The 18,544-nt window shown below is 45.3% G+C and carries 15 protein-coding genes; 10 read left to right on the top strand and 5 right to left on the bottom strand.

What is annotated here, in order from left to right; all coding sequences use genetic code 11:
- The first annotated feature begins 131 nt into the window (after positions 1–131).
- A complete protein-coding gene (locus tag IG627_RS16065) occupies positions 132–815 on the top strand; it encodes a spermine/spermidine synthase domain-containing protein (RefSeq protein WP_193193466.1) in 684 nt (227 codons plus the stop codon).
- Between the two features lie 372 nt (positions 816–1,187).
- Here the strand turns inward: IG627_RS16065 and IG627_RS21330 are convergent, their stop codons facing one another.
- From IG627_RS21330 to IG627_RS21320, 5 genes are all read right to left on the bottom strand, one after another.
- On the bottom strand, positions 1,188–1,295 hold the full coding sequence (locus IG627_RS21330; protein WP_193193464.1) for an antitoxin Xre/MbcA/ParS toxin-binding domain-containing protein: 108 nt from the start codon (positions 1,293–1,295) through the stop codon (positions 1,188–1,190).
- Between the two features lie 161 nt (positions 1,296–1,456).
- Complete coding sequence (locus IG627_RS21210) at positions 1,457–1,831, bottom strand: ATP-binding protein (protein WP_377483208.1); 375 nt, start codon at positions 1,829–1,831, stop codon at positions 1,457–1,459.
- A 123-nt stretch (positions 1,832–1,954) separates the two neighbouring features.
- A complete protein-coding gene (locus IG627_RS21205; RefSeq protein ID WP_319024590.1) occupies positions 1,955–2,167 on the bottom strand; it encodes a hypothetical protein in 213 nt (70 codons plus the stop codon).
- Positions 2,154–2,507, bottom strand: coding sequence for a hypothetical protein (locus IG627_RS21325; protein WP_377483175.1), 354 nt, complete (start codon positions 2,505–2,507; stop codon positions 2,154–2,156). The genes IG627_RS21205 and IG627_RS21325 overlap by 14 nt, the downstream gene beginning before the upstream one ends.
- Positions 2,508–2,543: 36 nt before the next feature.
- On the bottom strand, positions 2,544–3,116 hold the full coding sequence (locus IG627_RS21320) for a hypothetical protein (protein ID WP_377483178.1): 573 nt from the start codon (positions 3,114–3,116) through the stop codon (positions 2,544–2,546).
- A 1,144-nt stretch (positions 3,117–4,260) separates the two neighbouring features.
- Here IG627_RS21320 and IG627_RS16045 point away from each other — a divergent pair.
- The 9 genes from IG627_RS16045 to IG627_RS16005 all read left to right on the top strand — a co-directional run bounded on the left by IG627_RS16045 (position 4,261) and on the right by IG627_RS16005 (position 18,529).
- Positions 4,261–6,681, top strand: a complete 2,421-nt coding sequence (locus IG627_RS16045) for an ABC transporter permease (RefSeq protein ID WP_193193462.1) — start codon at positions 4,261–4,263, stop codon at positions 6,679–6,681.
- 76 nt (positions 6,682–6,757) lie between these two features.
- A complete protein-coding gene (locus tag IG627_RS16040) occupies positions 6,758–8,014 on the top strand; it encodes an HlyD family secretion protein (RefSeq protein ID WP_193193460.1) in 1,257 nt (418 codons plus the stop codon).
- 38 nt (positions 8,015–8,052) lie between these two features.
- Positions 8,053–8,772 carry an ABC transporter ATP-binding protein gene (locus tag IG627_RS16035; protein WP_193193458.1) on the top strand — a complete coding sequence of 240 codons (720 nt, stop codon included), beginning with the start codon at positions 8,053–8,055 and terminating at the stop codon, positions 8,770–8,772.
- 225 nt (positions 8,773–8,997) lie between these two features.
- Positions 8,998–10,299 (top strand): phenylacetate--CoA ligase family protein, encoded by a 1,302-nt coding sequence (locus IG627_RS16030; protein WP_193193456.1) that lies wholly within the window; start codon positions 8,998–9,000, stop codon positions 10,297–10,299.
- Entirely contained in the window at positions 10,290–11,501 is a 1,212-nt protein-coding gene (locus tag IG627_RS16025) for an aminotransferase class V-fold PLP-dependent enzyme (RefSeq protein ID WP_193193455.1), read from the top strand. The genes IG627_RS16030 and IG627_RS16025 overlap by 10 nt, the downstream gene beginning before the upstream one ends.
- A gap of 108 nt (positions 11,502–11,609) precedes the next feature.
- Positions 11,610–14,087 carry a penicillin acylase family protein gene (locus IG627_RS16020; RefSeq protein ID WP_193193453.1) on the top strand — a complete coding sequence of 826 codons (2,478 nt, stop codon included), beginning with the start codon at positions 11,610–11,612 and terminating at the stop codon, positions 14,085–14,087.
- 1 nt (position 14,088) lies between these two features.
- Positions 14,089–15,882, top strand: coding sequence for a cyclic peptide export ABC transporter (locus tag IG627_RS16015; RefSeq protein WP_193193451.1), 1,794 nt, complete (start codon positions 14,089–14,091; stop codon positions 15,880–15,882).
- On the top strand, positions 15,854–16,858 hold the full coding sequence (locus IG627_RS16010; protein ID WP_193193449.1) for a sulfotransferase domain-containing protein: 1,005 nt from the start codon (positions 15,854–15,856) through the stop codon (positions 16,856–16,858). Before IG627_RS16015 ends, IG627_RS16010 begins: the two co-directional genes overlap by 29 nt.
- A gap of 72 nt (positions 16,859–16,930) precedes the next feature.
- Positions 16,931–18,529, top strand: a complete 1,599-nt coding sequence (locus IG627_RS16005) for an MBL fold metallo-hydrolase (protein ID WP_193193447.1) — start codon at positions 16,931–16,933, stop codon at positions 18,527–18,529.
- The last annotated feature ends 15 nt before the right edge of the window (positions 18,530–18,544 follow it).

The raw sequence follows: 18,544 nt of genomic DNA, 5'->3' as shown, positions 1-18,544 counted from the left end.
TGGCACCTCTAAGCAGGGCAGGTCAATGGTGTGGCTAGAAGTGAATGATAGTAGACCTAGAGCCCGCTCCATCAGCGAGGCTTTATGTTACATTGCTCGCCCTTTCCCCAGCGCCACTGCGAGTAAGCGTCATGAAACCCTGGATCGAACTCGGTACCGCCCAGATTCCCAATAACGGCGGCCTGCTCAAACTGCGCCAGCGCGACCAGGAGTTCTCCATCTCCCTCTCCGGCCCCCGTGGCGAATTGATGAACAGTCGCCGCTTTAACAGTGAGCGGGAGCTTTCGCTGCTGGGCTGCGCCCACCTGAAGCAGCACAAAAAGGCCAGGGTGGTCGTGGGCGGCATGGGCATGGGTTACACGCTGGCCGCGGCCCTCGAAGTACTGCCGCCTGATGCAAAGGTCATCGTCGCCGACCTGATCTCCGAGGTGGTGGAGTGGAACCGCGGGCCTCTGGGGGCCTGCGCCGGTCGGCCCCTGGACGACAGCCGCTGCGCCGTGCATATCGGTGATGTGCGTGAGCTACTGGAACAGCACGACAGTGACTATGATGCCGTGCTGCTGGATGTCGACAACGGCCCCGAGGGGCTGACTCACAGCGACAACAACTGGCTCTACTCCCTCGACGGCACCAGCTGTATCTACAACAGCCTGACGCCGGGTGGCATGCTGGCGGTGTGGTCGGCTGGGCCCGACAGCATGTACGTGCACAGACTGAAGAAGACCGGCTTTGAAGTTGAGGTCAAGACAGTGCGCGAGCGCCCGGGCAAGGGTGCGCGACATACAATATTTCTGGCAAAGAAATCGGCCGCGTGATGCGCAATAAGCCGAGATATGAGAGTGGATGCGTCAGATCAAGATTTTGGCATCTCTTAGATAATGCGTGGTCAATCGGAGCCTCATTGGCTGAACCTGAAATCGTAGCAGCAATTCACCCCTCTGCTATTCGTCCATTCAAGATCGAGGGCATTGACTCTGTGTATATGGGGCATTCCTACGTGCCAATGCCTGCCGTTATGGGAGATTGCCACTTCCTGGATACTTACCGCGGAGACGCCGGTGAAAAACTTAGTATCTGGTGTATTGACTTTCCAGTGCCACAATAGATTTTCAGTGGGCCCCTTTCGGATCTACTACCTTTTAGGCAAAGTCAGCTCGCTCGACTCGATTTAGTACATCTAGTATTTCTTAGCGCCCATGTTCGGAGAGGAGCAGGGTGCTTGGTGCGCCCCCTAAAGCAGGTACGACAGTTCGGACCCAACCCCTAGCTTTATCTACATCATCGAATACTCGCAAGACGGCTGTTCAAACATCAAACATCGTGCACACCTCCTTATGTTCACGGTTTTGATCGGACTGCGGGAGTTCATTACCTGTTGTCAATGGCCATCTATTTTGCCCCACCATCGGCCAATAAAATTGACCCTCCCGGTGCGGTCTAACTGGTTTTTTTTGCTTTAGTCGATAGATCTCTCCTCCCAGCATAAAGGTGTGTGAGCGGTGGATGACCAGGTCGATAATGGCGCAGCCACGTTGTCATCGTGGAAGAATTTACTCCAGGCGGTGAAGTCCTTGTTGGTGTTCCGGATGATTGAGCTGTACTCATACAGGCTGTTGATTAGCTGGAACAGCTTGTTGCAGGCCTGGCGGGTCATGGGTAAGTAGCCTAGTTCATCGCTAACGAGTACGTCGTACTTCACCAGCTGGGTCAGGCGCTTTTTCAGCTCCCCTTTCATTTCCGCCAGCTCCAGTTCATGGATCAGTGCCAGGACGGTGCGGAACAGGAACTTGAAGCCTGCCTGGCTCGCTTTCTGGCCAATGCCAATGGCCAGAGGGGCCTTGCGCCGGTTGGACCGATGAACACGAGGTTATGGCGCTGGTCGATAGAGCTGAAGTCCACCAGGGCGTCCACCTGGCGTTTGTTGATGGTGATCTGTGCCGGTAGTCGAAGCTCTCTAGCGGCCTCTCCGCCGGGAACTGGGCCTGCTTGAGGTGGCGCTCGATGCGCGTACGGAGCGCACGGCGATCTCGTAATTCATCAGGCGCTGGGCGAAGTCCAGGTAGTGTAGCTCCTGTTGTTCCGCTTCCGCGAGTAGGTTCGGCAGGCCGTTGGGGGCGGTCAGACGTAGGGATCGGTACTGTGCGGTGGTGCATTCAAGCAGACGCAAGGGCACCTCCTGTCCGCTGGGGCGGCCATGTTGGGCGCACGCACTCAGGTCTGCCGTTGAGCCGGGAGTGTTGCAGCAGATCTGCTAGGCGATCCGGATCGGTGAGGCCGTGGGCTTTCAACAGGTCTTTGTAGATCCGCGGTGAGGATTCCTTGAGCAGGCGACAGAGCGCCGTGGCCAGCTCCCCAAGGATCAGGTCACCGAAGGCCTTTTCGAGGTCGGTGATACGCTGTGCTGGACCGCGGTAGTGGTGGTTGCTTTTGATGATACGACGTTTTTCATGGCAGAGACGATAGCGGGCGATCTCGTCACCGGTTTCCAGATCGTGGAGGTGCAGCACTTCGACCCGCCCCTAGACGCCCACCTGCGCTTATCGTCATGGCATTGGGATGGAGTATTTGTTGGCTTTCCAAGTGATCAGCCCAGTTTTGGCAGCCCGTCGTGTGTCGGTGGCCGGCGGCTTGCGCAGCAGGCTGTCCGGCATCAGGCGCGGGCGCAGTTGCGCCCGCTCGTCGGTGTCGAAGTGTTGTTGCCAGGGGGGTGCGTTCAGTGGTGCCGTGTACGCGAGCATTGGCGGCGGCCGCAAGCCAGTCGTACAGGTCGCGCACACGACGACCTTATCGGCGAAACTCCCACCGTAGAGGGCATCCTGTTTTACGTTTTTGATCCCGGCTTCCACCTTGCCCTTGCTCACGGGGCCGTAGCCAACGCAAGCGTGGATACAGTAACCGGCACTGGTGGCGCATCGGTGGAAGCGCTGATTCAGGTTCAGCTCCCGGTACTGTTCATCGATCACCAGCAGTTTGGTCTGGTCGTAGATGGACTCCTTGATAATGCCACGCAAGTAGCGGAAGGCTTCTTCGTGCAGCTGGATGAAGGTCTCGGTGTCCAGCGGCTGGAACGACAGGCCGACATACATCAGGCGCGAGCCGGAAAGTACAAACAACACGAAGTGCAGCGTACGCTCCTGGTCGCCCCTCCCAGACTCCGTGAAGCTCACCGGGGTCTAGCTGGCACTGTACGCCGGGGACGGCGTCGAACACCGGCTCGTAGTAGCGTCACTGACCGGCGGCGACTTTCTGCTTCAGGGCGTGGACATAGCGGCAGTTGCTACCCTCGGAGGCGGGGAAGGCACCGACCTTGTCGCGCAAATGGCGAGCCAGCTTGGCTGCACTGAATTTGGGTAAGCCTTGAGCTGATGAATCAGTAGTCGCAGTGCTCGTCCAGCCGCTTGGTGCGAGGCGGATTGGCTTGAGCCACATCGATGGCGGCCTCGTCCATGGCGAGGTAATTGCGGCCGGTATTATAGGAGGGGTCACCTCCCGGGCAATGGCCCGGATTGAGAGTCTCTGGCCCCTATCGTGCAGGCCTTTGATTTTGTAAATCACAACCCGCTCCTTCAATGATCGTTCCCCTGGCTGTTTTTAAGGTGGGGAGGGTTACAGGATATGGTGGCCGGGGGCCACCTGGGGTAGGTCAAAATTACTGGCCGAAGCGGGTCAGTTTAGATGGCCATTAACAGATACAAAGTAACAAAAGTCTTGTGTTCGCGAATCGCCCTCAGCAACTGAAAGTCAGAAGTGTAATGCGGTGTAATTGACATTCAGAAGATTTTCGAATTAATTGTTGCGGACAAGAAATCGCACTGAGCCAACTGTCTACAAAGAAGCTCGGCATTCTCAGAACAGACAAACCTGCTGCTTTCAACGAAAAAGTGTGACTTAATTCATGGAGGGCGTTTTTGATGGGCTTGTTTGAGGATGAATTATGTGCTAGCGTGAACGTTCAGCCATGGTGGGTCATGGTGTTAAGAAAAATAAAAAAAATTTAGTTAGGGAATCATTACTTTGCTGCAAGTGAATCGTGGAAATTTACCAAGCAGAATCCGCACACGATGAATCGCTTAAATAGATTCCGAAGGGCTGGAGTAGCTCCGCCATTTCAGGGGGGAAGTCATGCGGAAATGTGGAGTAGCTCCTGTAATTCGCCCAAGTTACCCATGTCGCTATTGTGATCAGTTAGTCTGAAAACCAGTTTGTAATACGTTGGTTTTATAAGTTTTTAATTTGAATAATAAAGATAGGAATAACTCGATGAGCTATGGTGTCTATCTGCTCAAGCAAGCATGGGCTGGGCTTAATGGCAAGAAAGGATTTTTGCTAACGGTGGTGGCCACATTGGGAGTTGCCCTGGGTGCTTTGCTATGCATTATTACTCTAGCTTATGTGGTGACTTTCAAACCTCTGCCTTACCCCGACCAGGAGAATTTGTATCAACTAAACTCAGTTATAGTTGATAAGAATAAAGGCGTGATTGCACGTGCTTATAGTTATCCTAGCTTGATTCAAATTTTTGAAAACCAAAATGTGTTCTCTCAGTCTGCATTAGTTCGCTATGAAGATGGGGTCCTCAGCTCACAGCCGACACAGCCTAGCGTAAGAAGCACGTATGTAACGCCAGGCTGGTTTTCTCTGCTGAATAGTAAGGTTACCATCGGGCGTACGTTTGAAGGAACCGAAGAGAAAGATAGCTATAACCCAGTGGCAATCTTGAGCTACGATTTTTGGCAGGATGAATTTGGCGGTAACAGCGATATCTTACAGGAGACTGTTACTCTAGGAGGCACCAACTTCAAAGTTGTTGGTGTACTGGCTGAGAGTTTCATTGAGCCCCAGCTCGCTGGTATCGGAGTGAAAACTGACATCTTTCTGCCCTGGGATTTCAATACTCTTGATGCTCCTCGTAGAGAGAGTTTTGGGTCGTTTAGCGTGAGTTCACGTTTGGTTGGGAGGCTTGATAGTAAATTTAGCAGTTCCCAGATCGAGCAAGACCTGACGATTCCTTTTAATAGTTTCTGGAGAGAAAATGTCAATGATTCTGCTTTCGAAAACTGGACACTAGAGCTTGAATTACAGCCATTCAAGGATGCTATTTTAGGTGATAGTAGAAATACAGTTTTGTTGCTTTTGATTGGCATTGCAGGGTTAGTTCTTATCGCTTGTGCAAATATTACTAATCTTTTTATGTCGCGCACTGCGGACCAGCAACGAGAGCTGGCCATCCAGGCTGCGCTAGGAGCACGTAAGCAACATATATTCCATAATCTCTTTGCTCAGTCTGGTTTGCTGGTCTTTATATCTACGATCTTTGCTCTCCTAATTGCAAGTGGAGGCTTTTCATTACTACAGCACTACTTGGGATCACGATTGCCACGTGTCGATGAGGTAGCAATTAATGGTTTCACTCTTAGCTGTGCGCTTCTTATTGCACTTTTACTTGGGCTGTTTTTTGCCCGTATAAGTGCAGGTATGATCAATTATCGTGCACTTAATGATACTTTACAGTCCAGTGGTAAGGGCACCGGTATTCAGGTCTCAAACAAGGTTCGGCGATGGCTGATTATTTCTCAAGTTAGTATCGTAACGTTGATTGTGTTTGTGAATTTAGGTTTGCTGCGAGACTCACTGAAAATAATCAACGAACCACTTGGTTTTCGAACCGAAAATATCATTGCTCTCACTTTAAAAATAAACTCTGCAAGTGATATGTCGCACGAGGAAAGTAAATCACTTTTGCTCGAACTCAAAGAAAGATTGCTGGCATTACCACAAGTTGATGATGTGTCTCAGTCTGTACTTCCACTTGGTGCAGCGAGGCGCATCAATCAAGGGATTGAGGGCACGCAAGAGCGTTCGTTGGTGCGAACCAAGTACATTGATGACCGGTATTTTCAATTAATAGAGCAACCCTTGACACAGGGGGATTTTTTTAGCGAATCCGATTATAGAAATGAAAATAACTTGATCATTGTTAATGAGACTTACGCCGAACAATTGGCTTCTGAAGGCAGTGTGCTTGGTGCCAAAATATCGCTAGCAAATGTCGTGTATACCGTAAGCGGTGTCGTAAAAGGTGTGAAAATGCCGACAGAAAGGGATATTCCAATGCGGGCTTACCTGCCAATGGCAGACTCCAGGCCACAGTTTTTACTGAAGCTGAAATCTAACCAGTCTGTATCTCGCGAGTTAGCAGCAACTATAGTACAAGATATTGGTAGTCAATTTTTCGTATCGGAACTAGAGAGCTTGGATGACCAACGCGACAAGTTATTATTCACTCAGTATACAACGGCAATTACAAGTTCTGTATTGGCGCTGTTGACTTTCTTCCTGGCTGCAATCGGCCTGTATGGCATTCTCGCCTATGCAACCCAGATGCGTAGATTTGAATTAGGGACTCGCTTAGCCATTGGTGCACAACGGAAGGATGTGATTCATTTGGTTGTAAAAGACAATGTTGGGTCAATGGCAATTGGTTTTGTTATTAGTTTTGTGATTGTGTTCGCGCTATATCTAGGTTTTTCAGCAGAGTTGGTCAATTATATTAATGCGCAGCTTATCCCACTGTTTGTTTGCACTATTGTACTAATAACTCTCATGACATGTTTTGCTTGCTACTGGCCATTGCGCACCATTATCAATGCCCGACCAATCCATTCCCTCAGAGGAAGTTAGTAGTTTGAAAATTTGGACTATTTCAAATTGGTTTAGCCTCTGCTGATCGAGTAAGGCAACTAGGGACCTATGGTAAATGGATGTAATTAAAAAGAAGTCAAAAAATAAGCTTCTCATACGAAAGTATCAGTTTTTTTTAGCAGTATCAGTCTTTGCTATAATTTTGATTGCATGGATGCTATTTACCTCCAGTACAGTATCAGTATCTCGGAGCGATATTCTGTTTGAACGTGTTGAGAGGGGAGATCTGGAAGTTATCACTGAGGGCTATGGGGTCTTAAGCTCGAATAAACAGCAGCTTTTAACGTCATTAACTCCGGCCACAGTAAAGGAGATTTTACTGAAGCCGGGGGCCGAGGTCACTAGTGGAAGCGTTATCGTACGTTTGGAAAATCCTGAGCTGATGCAGGAATTAGAAAGTGCACAGCAGGGGCTAGTTCAGGCTAATGCTAATTTACGTCAATTAAAGTTAAATAATCAACGTGAGATTCTGGGCGAAACTGCAGTTCTTGCGGAAATGAACGCTCGTTATGAGGCGGCAATACTAAAACGTGAAGCGGAAGAAAAGCTGGTTAAAAAAGGCATCGTCCCTCAGCTCGTGTATCAGGAGTCGCTTTTGGAAGAACATCAGCTGGCAAAGCGTATCGAGATACTTGAACGAGGCATTGAGCAGCTGAAGCTTGTGCATGAAGAGTCTGTCAATATCCAGCAGGAGCGGCTTAAGCAACAGCAAGGCGAGTTGAATATTGCCCAGTCTCGTTTAGATAGTCTTGTCGTCAAAGCGAGCTTCACAGGTGTGTTGCAGCGATTGTCTGTGGGGCTTGGTCAAAGTCTAGCGCCTGGGCAGGAAATTGCCTTGATAGGTAGTTCAACTGATCTGATTGCCCTAATCAGAGTTCCTCAGCGTAAGGTACAACAGGTGGCAGTCGGCCAAGTTGCCATGATTGACACCCGGCAAGACCGAATTCCGGGTACGGTTACGCGCATTGATCCTATCGTGCAGGATAATACTGTCGAGGTCGAAATTTCATTGCCGGCTAATTTACCGGTTAGTGCGAGACCGCAGCTAAATGTAGATGCAACAATTAGTGCAGACACGTTAAAGCAAATTTTTTACATCAAGCGTCCTGCCAACGTTCAACCATACAGTGAGATGTCTCTATACCGCTTGGATAACACAAACTCCACTGCACAACTCCAGACACTAGAATTTGGCCGGCAATCAGGTCATTATATAGAAATTTTATCCGGTGCGAGTACGAATGATGTGTTTATTATTTCAGATTTATCTAATTTAACGAATACCGAATCTACGCTGGCTATCAAACCTTAAGAAAACTTAATCGATTATATGTAGGGGAGAAACGCACCATGGCCGATATAAAAATTAAAATGGAAAACATATCTAAAGTTTTTGAAACTGAAGAAATGGAAACTTACGCACTAAAGAACGTAAGCTTGGTTATTTCAACCGGTGACTATGTTTCAATTTCAGGGCCTTCCGGGTGTGGAAAATCTACCCTATTATCGATCCTTGGCCTACTGGACATGCCTTCTAGAGGTGAATATATAATTGAAGACATGAATGTAGCTAATCTATCACTTGATGAGGCGGCTGAAATCAGATGCAAAAAGATTGGTTTTGTCTTTCAGTCTTTTAATCTTATTGATGATATATCAGTCTTTGACAATGTTGCACTTCCCCTTCGATACAGAAGTGACAAGCTCAGCGTAAAAGAAATTGAGCAACGTGTCAAAAATTGCTTGGACAAAGTTAACATGAGTCATCGTATTCAACACAAACCTAATCAACTTTCTGGTGGGCAACAGCAACGTGTTGCCATCGCACGTGCACTAGTTGCTGATCCAGCGATCTTGCTGGTTGACGAAGCGACTGGAAACCTAGATTCAACCACAGGTGACCAAATCATGGACCTCTTGGATGAGCTGAACCGAAAGGGTACAACCATCTGCATGGTGACACATGAATCACAATATGCATGTAGAGCCCGTACACAGCTAAAGCTATTGGATGGTGAAATATCATCAACTCCGATACAACAAGAAAGTAAGCATCTATTGAATGCGTGATATCACTGTTTTCTCAATTCAAGCGTTAAATGATATGAAAACTAAATTATCGCTGCCTTGGTACAAACAATGATACTCAATACTAGTACTTAATTACTCACTATCGCATGGTAGTCGTGATTTACCATGCAATTTCCTTGTAAACACGTATGTTCTTTGCACTGAGGTAAGTGCAGAGGGTAAGTTATATCTCAAAAAAGTATTCGGGCATATTGGATTTAGGTAATGAACTGGAAGTTTGAACAAGTAAAAAATGAAATAATTTATGCTTACGAGAACACTCGTTTTTTCCGTAAGCACCTTGAGAAGGCCGGGCTGAATCCTAAAGATATAGCAACACTCACAGACGTAGCCCGAATTCCACCAACAGTTAAAAAGGATTACCGCCAGACCTTCCCTGCCGGAGTTATCGCTTCTGGATACAATCTTAAAAGCCCATATGTTATGCGTTTCCAAAGCTCCGGCACAGAAGGAGATAGACTGGTTAGTGTTGTTCTTTCATATGATCTCGCCCGTCGTCAGGCTAGTTGTATATCTGTAAATCCAAAATTTTCATCGCTCTGGAAGCCCGGATTAAAATTACGAACCTGTCGATTTGCCGCCCCCAACTGTTCCGACGTTGAATGTGCTAATCCAAATAGCACAATGGAAAGCCGGATGCTACCAGATGGAACACTGGTACTTCCTGTTTACCACGATTTGCTCACAACACCTGAACACATGGTAAATATGGCGCTAGACGAAATTGAAGAATATGACCCTCATTTATTGTTTGTTGACCCTACCCACTTTGCGTTTTTGATAAGAGCCATGAAGAAGGCTGGTCGCTCACCTCATAAAACAGAAGGTTTCTGCATCATGTCTGGCTATACCCTTTGTACCCAGGTCGCCAGACGCCAGATAAAAGAATGTTTTGGAGAGGATGTAGCTTTTGCCGATATGCTCGGAATGTCAGAGTTAGGATACCTCGGCTTTGAATGTCCACATGGGCATCAACATATGAATAACGAAGACTATTACCTTGAGTTTATTTGTGATGGTCGACCGGCTGAGCCGGGAGAGCTTGCAGAGTTGGTCATTACCACACTTGGCGATGAATTATCTCCACATATTCGTTATGCAACTGGAGACCTGTATCGATTGAGTGGAAGTGAGTGTCCATGTGGTAATCCAGCTCCATCGGCACGCGCTGAAGGTCGAGTAAAAAATGTGCTTTGGTTGTCGGACCATTCAGTGGTGACCCCGAGAGAAATCGATGAAGTTGTCGGACCAGCACCATGGATTGATATGTATCAGATGAATCAGATCAAAGAAGGTGAGTTTGTGTTTCGATATTTACGTAATGAGGCATGGACACAGCAACAGGAAATTAACCTTACTCGAGATCTTCAGGAAGTATTGAAGACCAAAAACGTTATATGCTCTGCAACACAGTACCTTCCTGCTGATCGAGGAGGAAAATTTATCTCTTGTATGTCGAGTGTCGCTGTTCTAGAAGAGAAAAGGAGAGAATTGTCATGGGTATAGCGGAATGTAGAGCAGATTTTCCTGTGCTGGCTCGTAAGATTGACGGGCAGAGTATTACTTATCTCGACAGTGCTGCAACCTCGTTAAAGCCACATTCGGTGATAGACGCCATTTCAGAATATTACTCCCAGAACGGTGTGAATATCCACAGAGGAAAATATTATCTTTCAGAGGAGGCGTCTGATGCCTATGAACGAGTTAGATATTCGATCGCCCAGTATCTGGGAGCTTATGGTAACGAAATCGTCTTCACTAAAGGAACCACTGAAGCATTAAACCTGGTAGCTCAGGGCCTAAATCTAAAGTCGGAAGATGTTGTAGTTGGTTTTCTTGACTCTCACCACGCTCAGTTACTTCCCTGGAGAAGAGTTTCTGATGTGAAACTTGTCAGCCTCAATAGTGATGGTGGAATCAATCTTGAGCACTATTTCGAATTGTTGAAGTTGAAGCCGAAAGCTGTAGTACTTACTCATTGTTCAAATGTTACGGGAAACATTGCACCCATTAAACAAATGGCGATAGCTGCGAAAGAAGCTTGTGACGCTATTGTCATTGTCGATGCCGCTCAGTCTATACCCCATCCACACCTATCCATAGATGTATCAAAGATTCCAGTCGATTTTCTAGCATTTTCAGGACATAAAATGTTAGGGCCCACAGGTGTGGGATGCTTGTATGGAAAAAGTGAGATGCTCGATCAGCTACGTCCACTTATGTTAGGCGGAGGCATGGTTGACTGGGTGGATATTGAAGGTTCTCAAGAGCGCAAAATACCACATAAGTTTGAAGCTGGAACGCCTCCTATTGCCGCCACGTTGGGTTTGGGGGCAGCTCTATCCTATTTGAATCAGATCAGTGAACAGGACTCCCGTGAACACACAAAAGAGTTAGCAGCAGCCATTATCAGAGGCGCTATGGATAGGGACTACCTTCAGATTTTAGGACCAAAAACAACTGAGAATCGGTGTGCTATTGGTAGCCTGAGAATCAAAGGTTGCGATGACTTGTCCGATATCGCGCGAGCGCTGAGCGACTCATACGGCATCATGTGCCGAACCGGCCATATGTGTGCTCAGCCTGTAGTCGATAACCAAATGGGTGGAGAAATACTACGGATTTCTTCCTATATCTATAATACGAAAGAAGAGATCGAAAGATTTTATCTATCACTTGATGAACTGGTTTCTTTTCTTGGAATATAGCTCAAATTATTTCAGATCATAACTTGAAATCAAGAACGCATAAATTTCTCTAATAATATTTAAGAAATTGTTCGAAAATAGAACCAGTAGCAACAAGGAACACACGAAATGTTAGCGCGTTCTTACCCAACTATATCACGTTTACTAACTTGGATTTTCCTCCCAATCATGCTCGCTTGTGGTGTGGGATATGGAATTCTGTTGCAAAGTCTACCCAAATCAAGTGGATCAATTTATCATGAAGGACTGACCGCGCCTGTAAAAATCGTTCGTGATAAGCGAGCGATTCCACACATTGTTGCAGATACGGATCAGGATGCCTTCTTTGCATTAGGATACGTACACGCACAAGACCGCCTCTGGCAAATGAACTTCAATCGCCGATTAGCTCAGGGCCGCTTAAGTGAGATTCAGGGGCGAGAGTCACTGGAAAGTGATAAGTTTATGAGAACGCTTGGTTTTTCACATGCTGCCCAATCCGATTTGCAATCTTTAGATCTGGCCGCGCGTGAAGCTTTGATGTCTTATTCGAATGGCGTCAATGCGTGGATAAATGAAGGTAATATACTACCGATCGAATTTTATATACATGATACGGAACCCGAACTTTGGCAGCCGTCAGATTCGCTTCTAATCTCAAAATGGATGGCCTTTAATCTAGGGCGAAACAATTTAAATTTTGAAGTCGCGCTCGATTTATTAGTTAAAGAGATTGGAGTAGCTAAAGCGTTTGAAATGTTCCCGGACGTCAATGCGAAAGCCAACTCTACTATAAAAGTTACAGGACTCGTAGAGAGGCAAACCCAGCTAGGGCTATTGGCACAAAATGATCAACTTCAGCGTAGATTTGGATTTATTGACAACGCGTTAGGTAGTAATGCTTGGGCCGTTTCAGGTCGATTTACTGAAAGCGGTCGGCCGCTTTTGGGAAGTGATCCTCATCTACTCGTTCAAATTCCGACAATGTTTTATTTGGCTGAAATTCAGGGGGATCGGCTACATGTTTCTGGAGCTACTTTTCCTGGAATTCCTGTAGTGCTGGCTGGACGGAATGAATCCATAGCATGGGGTACCACTAATATGATCGCAGATGTGCAAGATATTTATGTTGTACGCACAAATCCGTTAGATGACAATCAATATGAAGTAGATGGCCAGTGGTTAGACATGAAGGTTGAAGAGGAGCTAATTCATGTAAAATCCGATTTTCCTGGGTTTTTAACTGATCCAATTCCACCGATTAAGTGGCAAGTTCGTAGAACCACACACGGTCCATTAGTAAGTGATGCTATTGGGCGAGTTGAGCATCCTTTAGCGCTAAGGTGGACTGGTTTTGATGACTCGGACAAATCGTATCAGAGTTTTCTCAAGATTAATTATGCAGAAAATTGGTCAAGCTTTAAGTCAGCTTTTAAAGGCTATGCGGTTCCAGCGAGTAATTTCATTTATGCTGATGTACATGGAGATATAGGTTTATTTGCGGGAGGTAAGATTCCCATTCGAACTAGTAGTGATGGCAGGTTACCCGTACCTGGCTGGCAGTCAAACTATGACTGGGAAGGATATATTCCATTGGAATTAACGCCGCAGACCATAAACCCTGATAAAGGATACATTGCTAACTCGAATAACAAAAACCATTCTGAAGACTATCCTTTTATGGTCTCGCATCTCTGGGCTGCTCCTTATCGATTCGAGGGTATTAGTCAAAAATTAGAAGACCATATACAAAATGGCCGGAAGCTGACGGCTCAAGATTTTATCGAACTACAAGGGAATACCGAAAGTTTACAAGTAAAAGAATTACTTACATTCCTACAAAACTTAACTCCTACAACATCGGCACAGCGAGCTACGATCACCCGATTGAAAGAGTGGGAAGGATCACTATCCATTGACAGCACGGAAGCTGTTATTTATTTGGTTTGGTTGAGGCATTTCCGTGGATTATTAATCGGAGATGATTTAAGAGGGAGTGTATTACATGAAGAACGTGCAAATCGACTGCAATTTCTCACTGGCCTTCGAAATCCAAAGTTTATTTCGCGTGTTATCAATCAAGCCGAGGACCTTCAGTTCGATTGGTGCGATAGGATTGATACAAACATACATGAGACATGCGAAGATCTAGCTTTGAGTGCATTAGATGAAGCTATAAAGGAAATAGATCGAAAAATTGGAACCGATACCTCATGGGGCGAGGTGCTCACAGTTAATTACACGCATCAGGCATTTACTAATATCCAATTTTTAGACTTTATTTTTAATCGATCTATCGGCAAAGGAGGGGATCGTTTCTCCATAAATAGTGCTAATTGGGCCTACTTAGACGATGAAGGATATCAAGTAAACACAACAGCCAACTTTCGACAGGTAATCGACTTAAATGATTGGAGTAATAGTGGCTTCATTAACGATACAGGTCAGAGTGGCAATATCATAAGTAGGCATTACGACGATAATATTTTGCCCTTTAAGGAGCTAAAGTTATGGCCAATGCATATCAAGGCTATTGAAGATTCGGAGTCACTGTCAATACTGAAACTAGAGCCAGCAAAGCAGACGCGTGAGAAGAAGGAGCCATAAAGTGGTCGAAAACAATACGAAGTCATCGATACGATTGTTTGGTCTCCTAAGTTCGACATCCCCGAATAAAATCTTTTTTGCCATTCTACTTGGTTCTCTTGCCGGGTTGGCATACGCGATCATAGTCCCGCTAATACTATTGTCTTTACAGCCCGAACTCAGTCGATTGATGCAACCTGAATTTTCGTCTTCTTATTGGCTATTAGGCGTATTTGAAATATCGAATCCCGCTCAGGCTTTATTCTTTTTCTCTGTTGTTATGTTTGTCCTCCTTTGCCGGGTAATATCTGAATCATTGATTGCCCAAAGCTCTATAGATGCAACTGTAGGGCTAAGAAAGATGCTCTATGCGAGAATTATACAGCTGCCTATTCAAAAGTTGGAACAGATTGGGCCATCACGTTTATTGACAGCTTTAAATAATGATATTGGCCAGATATCAGTGGGTGCTTCGGTAATGCCGAATATCTTGGTTGCTTCTACCACGATATTTGGAATGTTTGGTTTTTTAATTTATTTAAAGTTGGAAGTATTCCTATTCATTATCTGGGTTATTGTATTCGGAGCACTAACATACAGAATTCCTTTACTATTTGGACGGAAGTATATGTCCAAGGCCCGAAATAGTTTTGATGGTATACAGGAAGGAATGAGAGGGCTCGTGTATGGTGCTAAAGAGTTGAAGCTAAATCAACACAGACAACACGCTTACCTGACAGAGAATATCCACAGCTTTGAACATAGGTTTAGTGTTGCGCAAAAACACGGACGAACTCTTTTGAGTTTAGGTATGAATTACGGGACTCTGATAAGTTTTTTTGCTATCGGGATAGTGACTTACGTAATGGCTAATTATTATGTGCTTTCCCAGCAAAGCTTATTAGGCGTGGTAATGGTGTTGCTTTATCTTACGGGCCCTGTTTCGACAGTTATGAACTTAATGAGCTCCATAATAATGGCACGCGTTGGCGCAAGAAAATTAGACGCCTTGTTAAGTGAAATGCCAATTGAGGCCTCAGGAAAAGTAACTGAGGTGGCTGATTGTCAGCAGTTGAGGGTGACAGGCGTGGAATATACTTATTCCGGTTTAAAAAGTGAGGATCATGCGTTTCATCTTGGCCCCATTGATTTAACGATTCATCGCGGAGATGTGACTTATTTGGTAGGTGGCAACGGATCAGGAAAAACCACTTTGGCAAAACTATTATCCCTCCATTACATACCAGAGAAAGGCCATGTCTATTTTGACGATCAAGTTGTGAATGATGACAATCGGCAAGCTTGTCGCCAGCAAATCTCTGCCATTTACTCTGATTTCTATCTTTTTACTAAGCTATTTGGTCTTTCATCCGAAGAATTGGATGCTCGAGCGGTGCTCAGCCTGAAACAATTAGGTTTAGAGGGAAAAGTGACTATTAAGGATGGAGAATTTTCTAGTACCGATCTATCTGCGGGACAGAAAAAACGTTTAGCATTGTTAGTCACATACCTTGAAGATCGGTCTATCTATGTTTTTGACGAGTGGGCGGCTGACCAGGATCCTGGCTTTAAAGAGATATTTTATTACAACATTCTGCCCGAGTTAAAAAAGCGCAACAAGATGGTTATCGTGATCACTCATGACGATCGCTATTTTCATTTGGCCGACAAGTTGGTGAAAATGGAAAACGGGAAAATACTAGAGGAAGTCACCGGGGAAAATGTGCAATTATCGCAGGCACATTCAGCAGTTGGTGCTGGAACTTCAGAGTCATCTATCGAGAACCATGGCCAGGAAGCAGATGGTGTTATCTAATAAAGAAGAACTAAAAAGTGATTTAGAACTGGCCAAATACTTTAAGGCATTTGAACTTTCTACGGAATTTAGAAGGATTAAGTTTTCCGATAAATCGTTATTCCATCACCTTCCACGATTGATAAAAGCCGGAATCGAGTATCAGTTCCTTTCGTATTACTTTGGCTCTGTGCCTAAATGGAGAGTGTTGGCGCGAAAACTTCTTTCGGCGAAGCGTATTGCGCCAGACTATGTGATGACCGGCCCCAGTAAAAGTGGATCTAGTGATTTGGTAAGTCATCTATTGCTTCATCCAAATATTCTGCATCCTCTGGCAAAAGAGCTAAGGTTGTACGCGAACAAAGATTGGCGTTTGTACTATCCGACTGTGAAAGAGAAAAAAAATCTAGAGAGGAATATTGTCGGGCCAGCAAGGTGTGGTTATCTCGAACCGACGCTGAGTAATCTAAAGGTCTTAGAAAGACTTCACGATGTAAACCCAGATTGTAAAGTCATCATCACTCTAAGAGACCCCGTTGCTAGAGCATATTCATATTGGAAGTGGGAGATTTTTGTTGGGGGAAGCCGGCTCAAACAGAACAAGAAAATGGCGTATTTTCAAGATTATTCAAAGTATATTGAACGTGCTCTTGATTTATTCCCAAGTATTAAGATGGAAACTGTTTGTGGACCGCAGGTCTTGGAAAGTGGAATCTACTACAAAGCCGTTGAACAATGGATCAATCGCTTCGGCAGGAAAAATGTACTGGTTCTGGATGTCGCTGAATACTTTCAGGATAGACAACCAGTACTCGAGAAAATTCAGAAATTTCTAGGGATTCCGGTTATTAGTATTCCAGAGTACGGCAAAAAAACAAACGAGAATCCAATTAAGTTGCCGCCTCCAGATCCAAAAACCAAATCAAAGCTTGCAAAGTTTTATCAACCTTACAATAAAAAATTATTTAAGTTAATAGGGTTTGAATTCGACTGGTAATAAACAAGCAGGTGCCCGCTTCCAGGGGGTATCGGGTTTACCTATTTTTGAATGCATAGAGAATAGTTAAAAATGAAGAGTGAAAAGTTTTATCTTAAATCAGAAGTATACTTTGAGCCTTTATTGAATAATTGGTATGCATGGCCATATTTACTGCCTCCGGTTACCGGCGCGAGGCATATAGTTAATACTCATCGACGAATCATGCAATCGTTTGTCAAAAATTACAAATTACATATCGTTGCCTCAAAGGAGTCGGTACTAACTGGTGGTGAATTTTTGAATTGTACGGAAGATCAGGTCAGCGACATCCAGGAATTGATAGATGAACTTGATAACAAATGCGGTGACTTAATTGAGCTATCAGATGCAGTCAAACATCTGGATGAGTTGCTCTACAATCATACCAGTGGCGAAAGTATCGAGTATCTTTACGCGGAAGTACCTGACCCACTCAAAGGTTGTGTTGAGCTTTTTATGGATATGGAGCACCGCCCTTCATATCGCATCATTGAACCTTTGATGTATAAAAGTTCCTATTACAAACCTACATTGCAAAGCCTCTCTTTTGGACTGCTTTCCAAAGTTGGGGAGCGACCATTTGTGCTGAGCACTCCGCGTTTACCTGACGAAAATCACCTACAGGTAAAGGCTGATTTCAATGCGCCAATTGTTGATACGATTTTTCGTGCCAGGGAAAAGCCAATCTCATCTGCAGAGATCGACGAATTATTAAAAGACTATGAGCAGTCTGGAGGTTTGTTTTACAGAGATTTGTTTACCACGGAAAAACCAATCTTAAACCATGTCCCGGTAAGGCAAGGCGTCAGGTTGACCTATACCGGACATGCTGGGTTTCTAATCGAAACAAAAGATGTGAGCATCATGGTAGATCCCATCATTGCCTCCCGTGAATACAATGATGACGATACTATGATTGGCTATAGCGAGTTGCCTGAAACCATAGATTATATTCTCATCACTCACACTCATATGGATCACGCCAACATCGAAACGCTATTGCAGTTACGCTACAAAACGAAAAAGGTCGTCGTGCCAAAAAACAATGGTGGAACGCTGGCAGATCCTTCATTGCGTCTGATGTTGCAGCAACTGAATTTTGACGTGATGGAAGTGGATGATCTTGAAGAAATTGAAATTCCTGACGGCCGAATTGTCAGCTTGCCTTTTCTGGGTGAACATGGCGATCTGAATATTCGCTCAAAAACCGCCTGGTATGTGGAAGCCTATGGCAAGAAGTGCTTTTTTGGCGCTGACTCATCTAATCCGGACGGCAATCTATACGAGCAATTGGGCAAAATATTTAATAACCTGGACGTGCTGGCCATTGGTATGGAATGTGTTGGTGCGCCATACACATGGGCTTATGGTGCTTTGCATACCAAAAAGGTGCCTAAAGCTATTAAAAATTCAAGACGCTTAGACGGCTCTGATTGCGACCAGGCTGTGCCGATGGTAGAAGCCTTCAATGCAAAGCACGTTTGTGTTTATGCGATTGGGCTGGAAAAATGTTTTAAATACTTCAACGGACTTGAGCATGAAGAAGATTCCAGACAGGTTCAGGAATCAACAAAGTTCCTCGAGGCCTGTAAACAGATCGATGTTCCAGCAGAAATGCTGTTTTGTAAAAAAACCATCCATCTTAAATAACACAAAAAATAAAAA

Origin of the sequence: Microbulbifer taiwanensis (genome assembly GCF_014904815.1) — a bacterium.
Taxonomy (GTDB): domain Bacteria; phylum Pseudomonadota; class Gammaproteobacteria; order Pseudomonadales; family Cellvibrionaceae; genus Microbulbifer; species Microbulbifer taiwanensis.
The sequence above is the reverse complement of the archived record's forward strand: the minus strand, read 5'-3'. Positions and strand labels throughout refer to the sequence as shown.

Coding starts and splice junctions, on each gene's coding strand:
- IG627_RS16065 (WP_193193466.1), top strand. CDS start 132: ATGAAACCCTGGATCGAACTCGGTACCGCCCAGATTCCCAATAACGGC.
- IG627_RS16045 (WP_193193462.1), top strand. CDS start 4,261: ATGAGCTATGGTGTCTATCTGCTCAAGCAAGCATGGGCTGGGCTTAAT.
- IG627_RS16040 (WP_193193460.1), top strand. CDS start 6,758: ATGGATGTAATTAAAAAGAAGTCAAAAAATAAGCTTCTCATACGAAAG.
- IG627_RS16035 (WP_193193458.1), top strand. CDS start 8,053: ATGGCCGATATAAAAATTAAAATGGAAAACATATCTAAAGTTTTTGAA.
- IG627_RS16030 (WP_193193456.1), top strand. CDS start 8,998: ATGAACTGGAAGTTTGAACAAGTAAAAAATGAAATAATTTATGCTTAC.
- IG627_RS16025 (WP_193193455.1), top strand. CDS start 10,290: ATGGGTATAGCGGAATGTAGAGCAGATTTTCCTGTGCTGGCTCGTAAG.
- IG627_RS16020 (WP_193193453.1), top strand. CDS start 11,610: ATGTTAGCGCGTTCTTACCCAACTATATCACGTTTACTAACTTGGATT.
- IG627_RS16010 (WP_193193449.1), top strand. CDS start 15,854: ATGGCCAGGAAGCAGATGGTGTTATCTAATAAAGAAGAACTAAAAAGT.
- IG627_RS16005 (WP_193193447.1), top strand. CDS start 16,931: ATGAAGAGTGAAAAGTTTTATCTTAAATCAGAAGTATACTTTGAGCCT.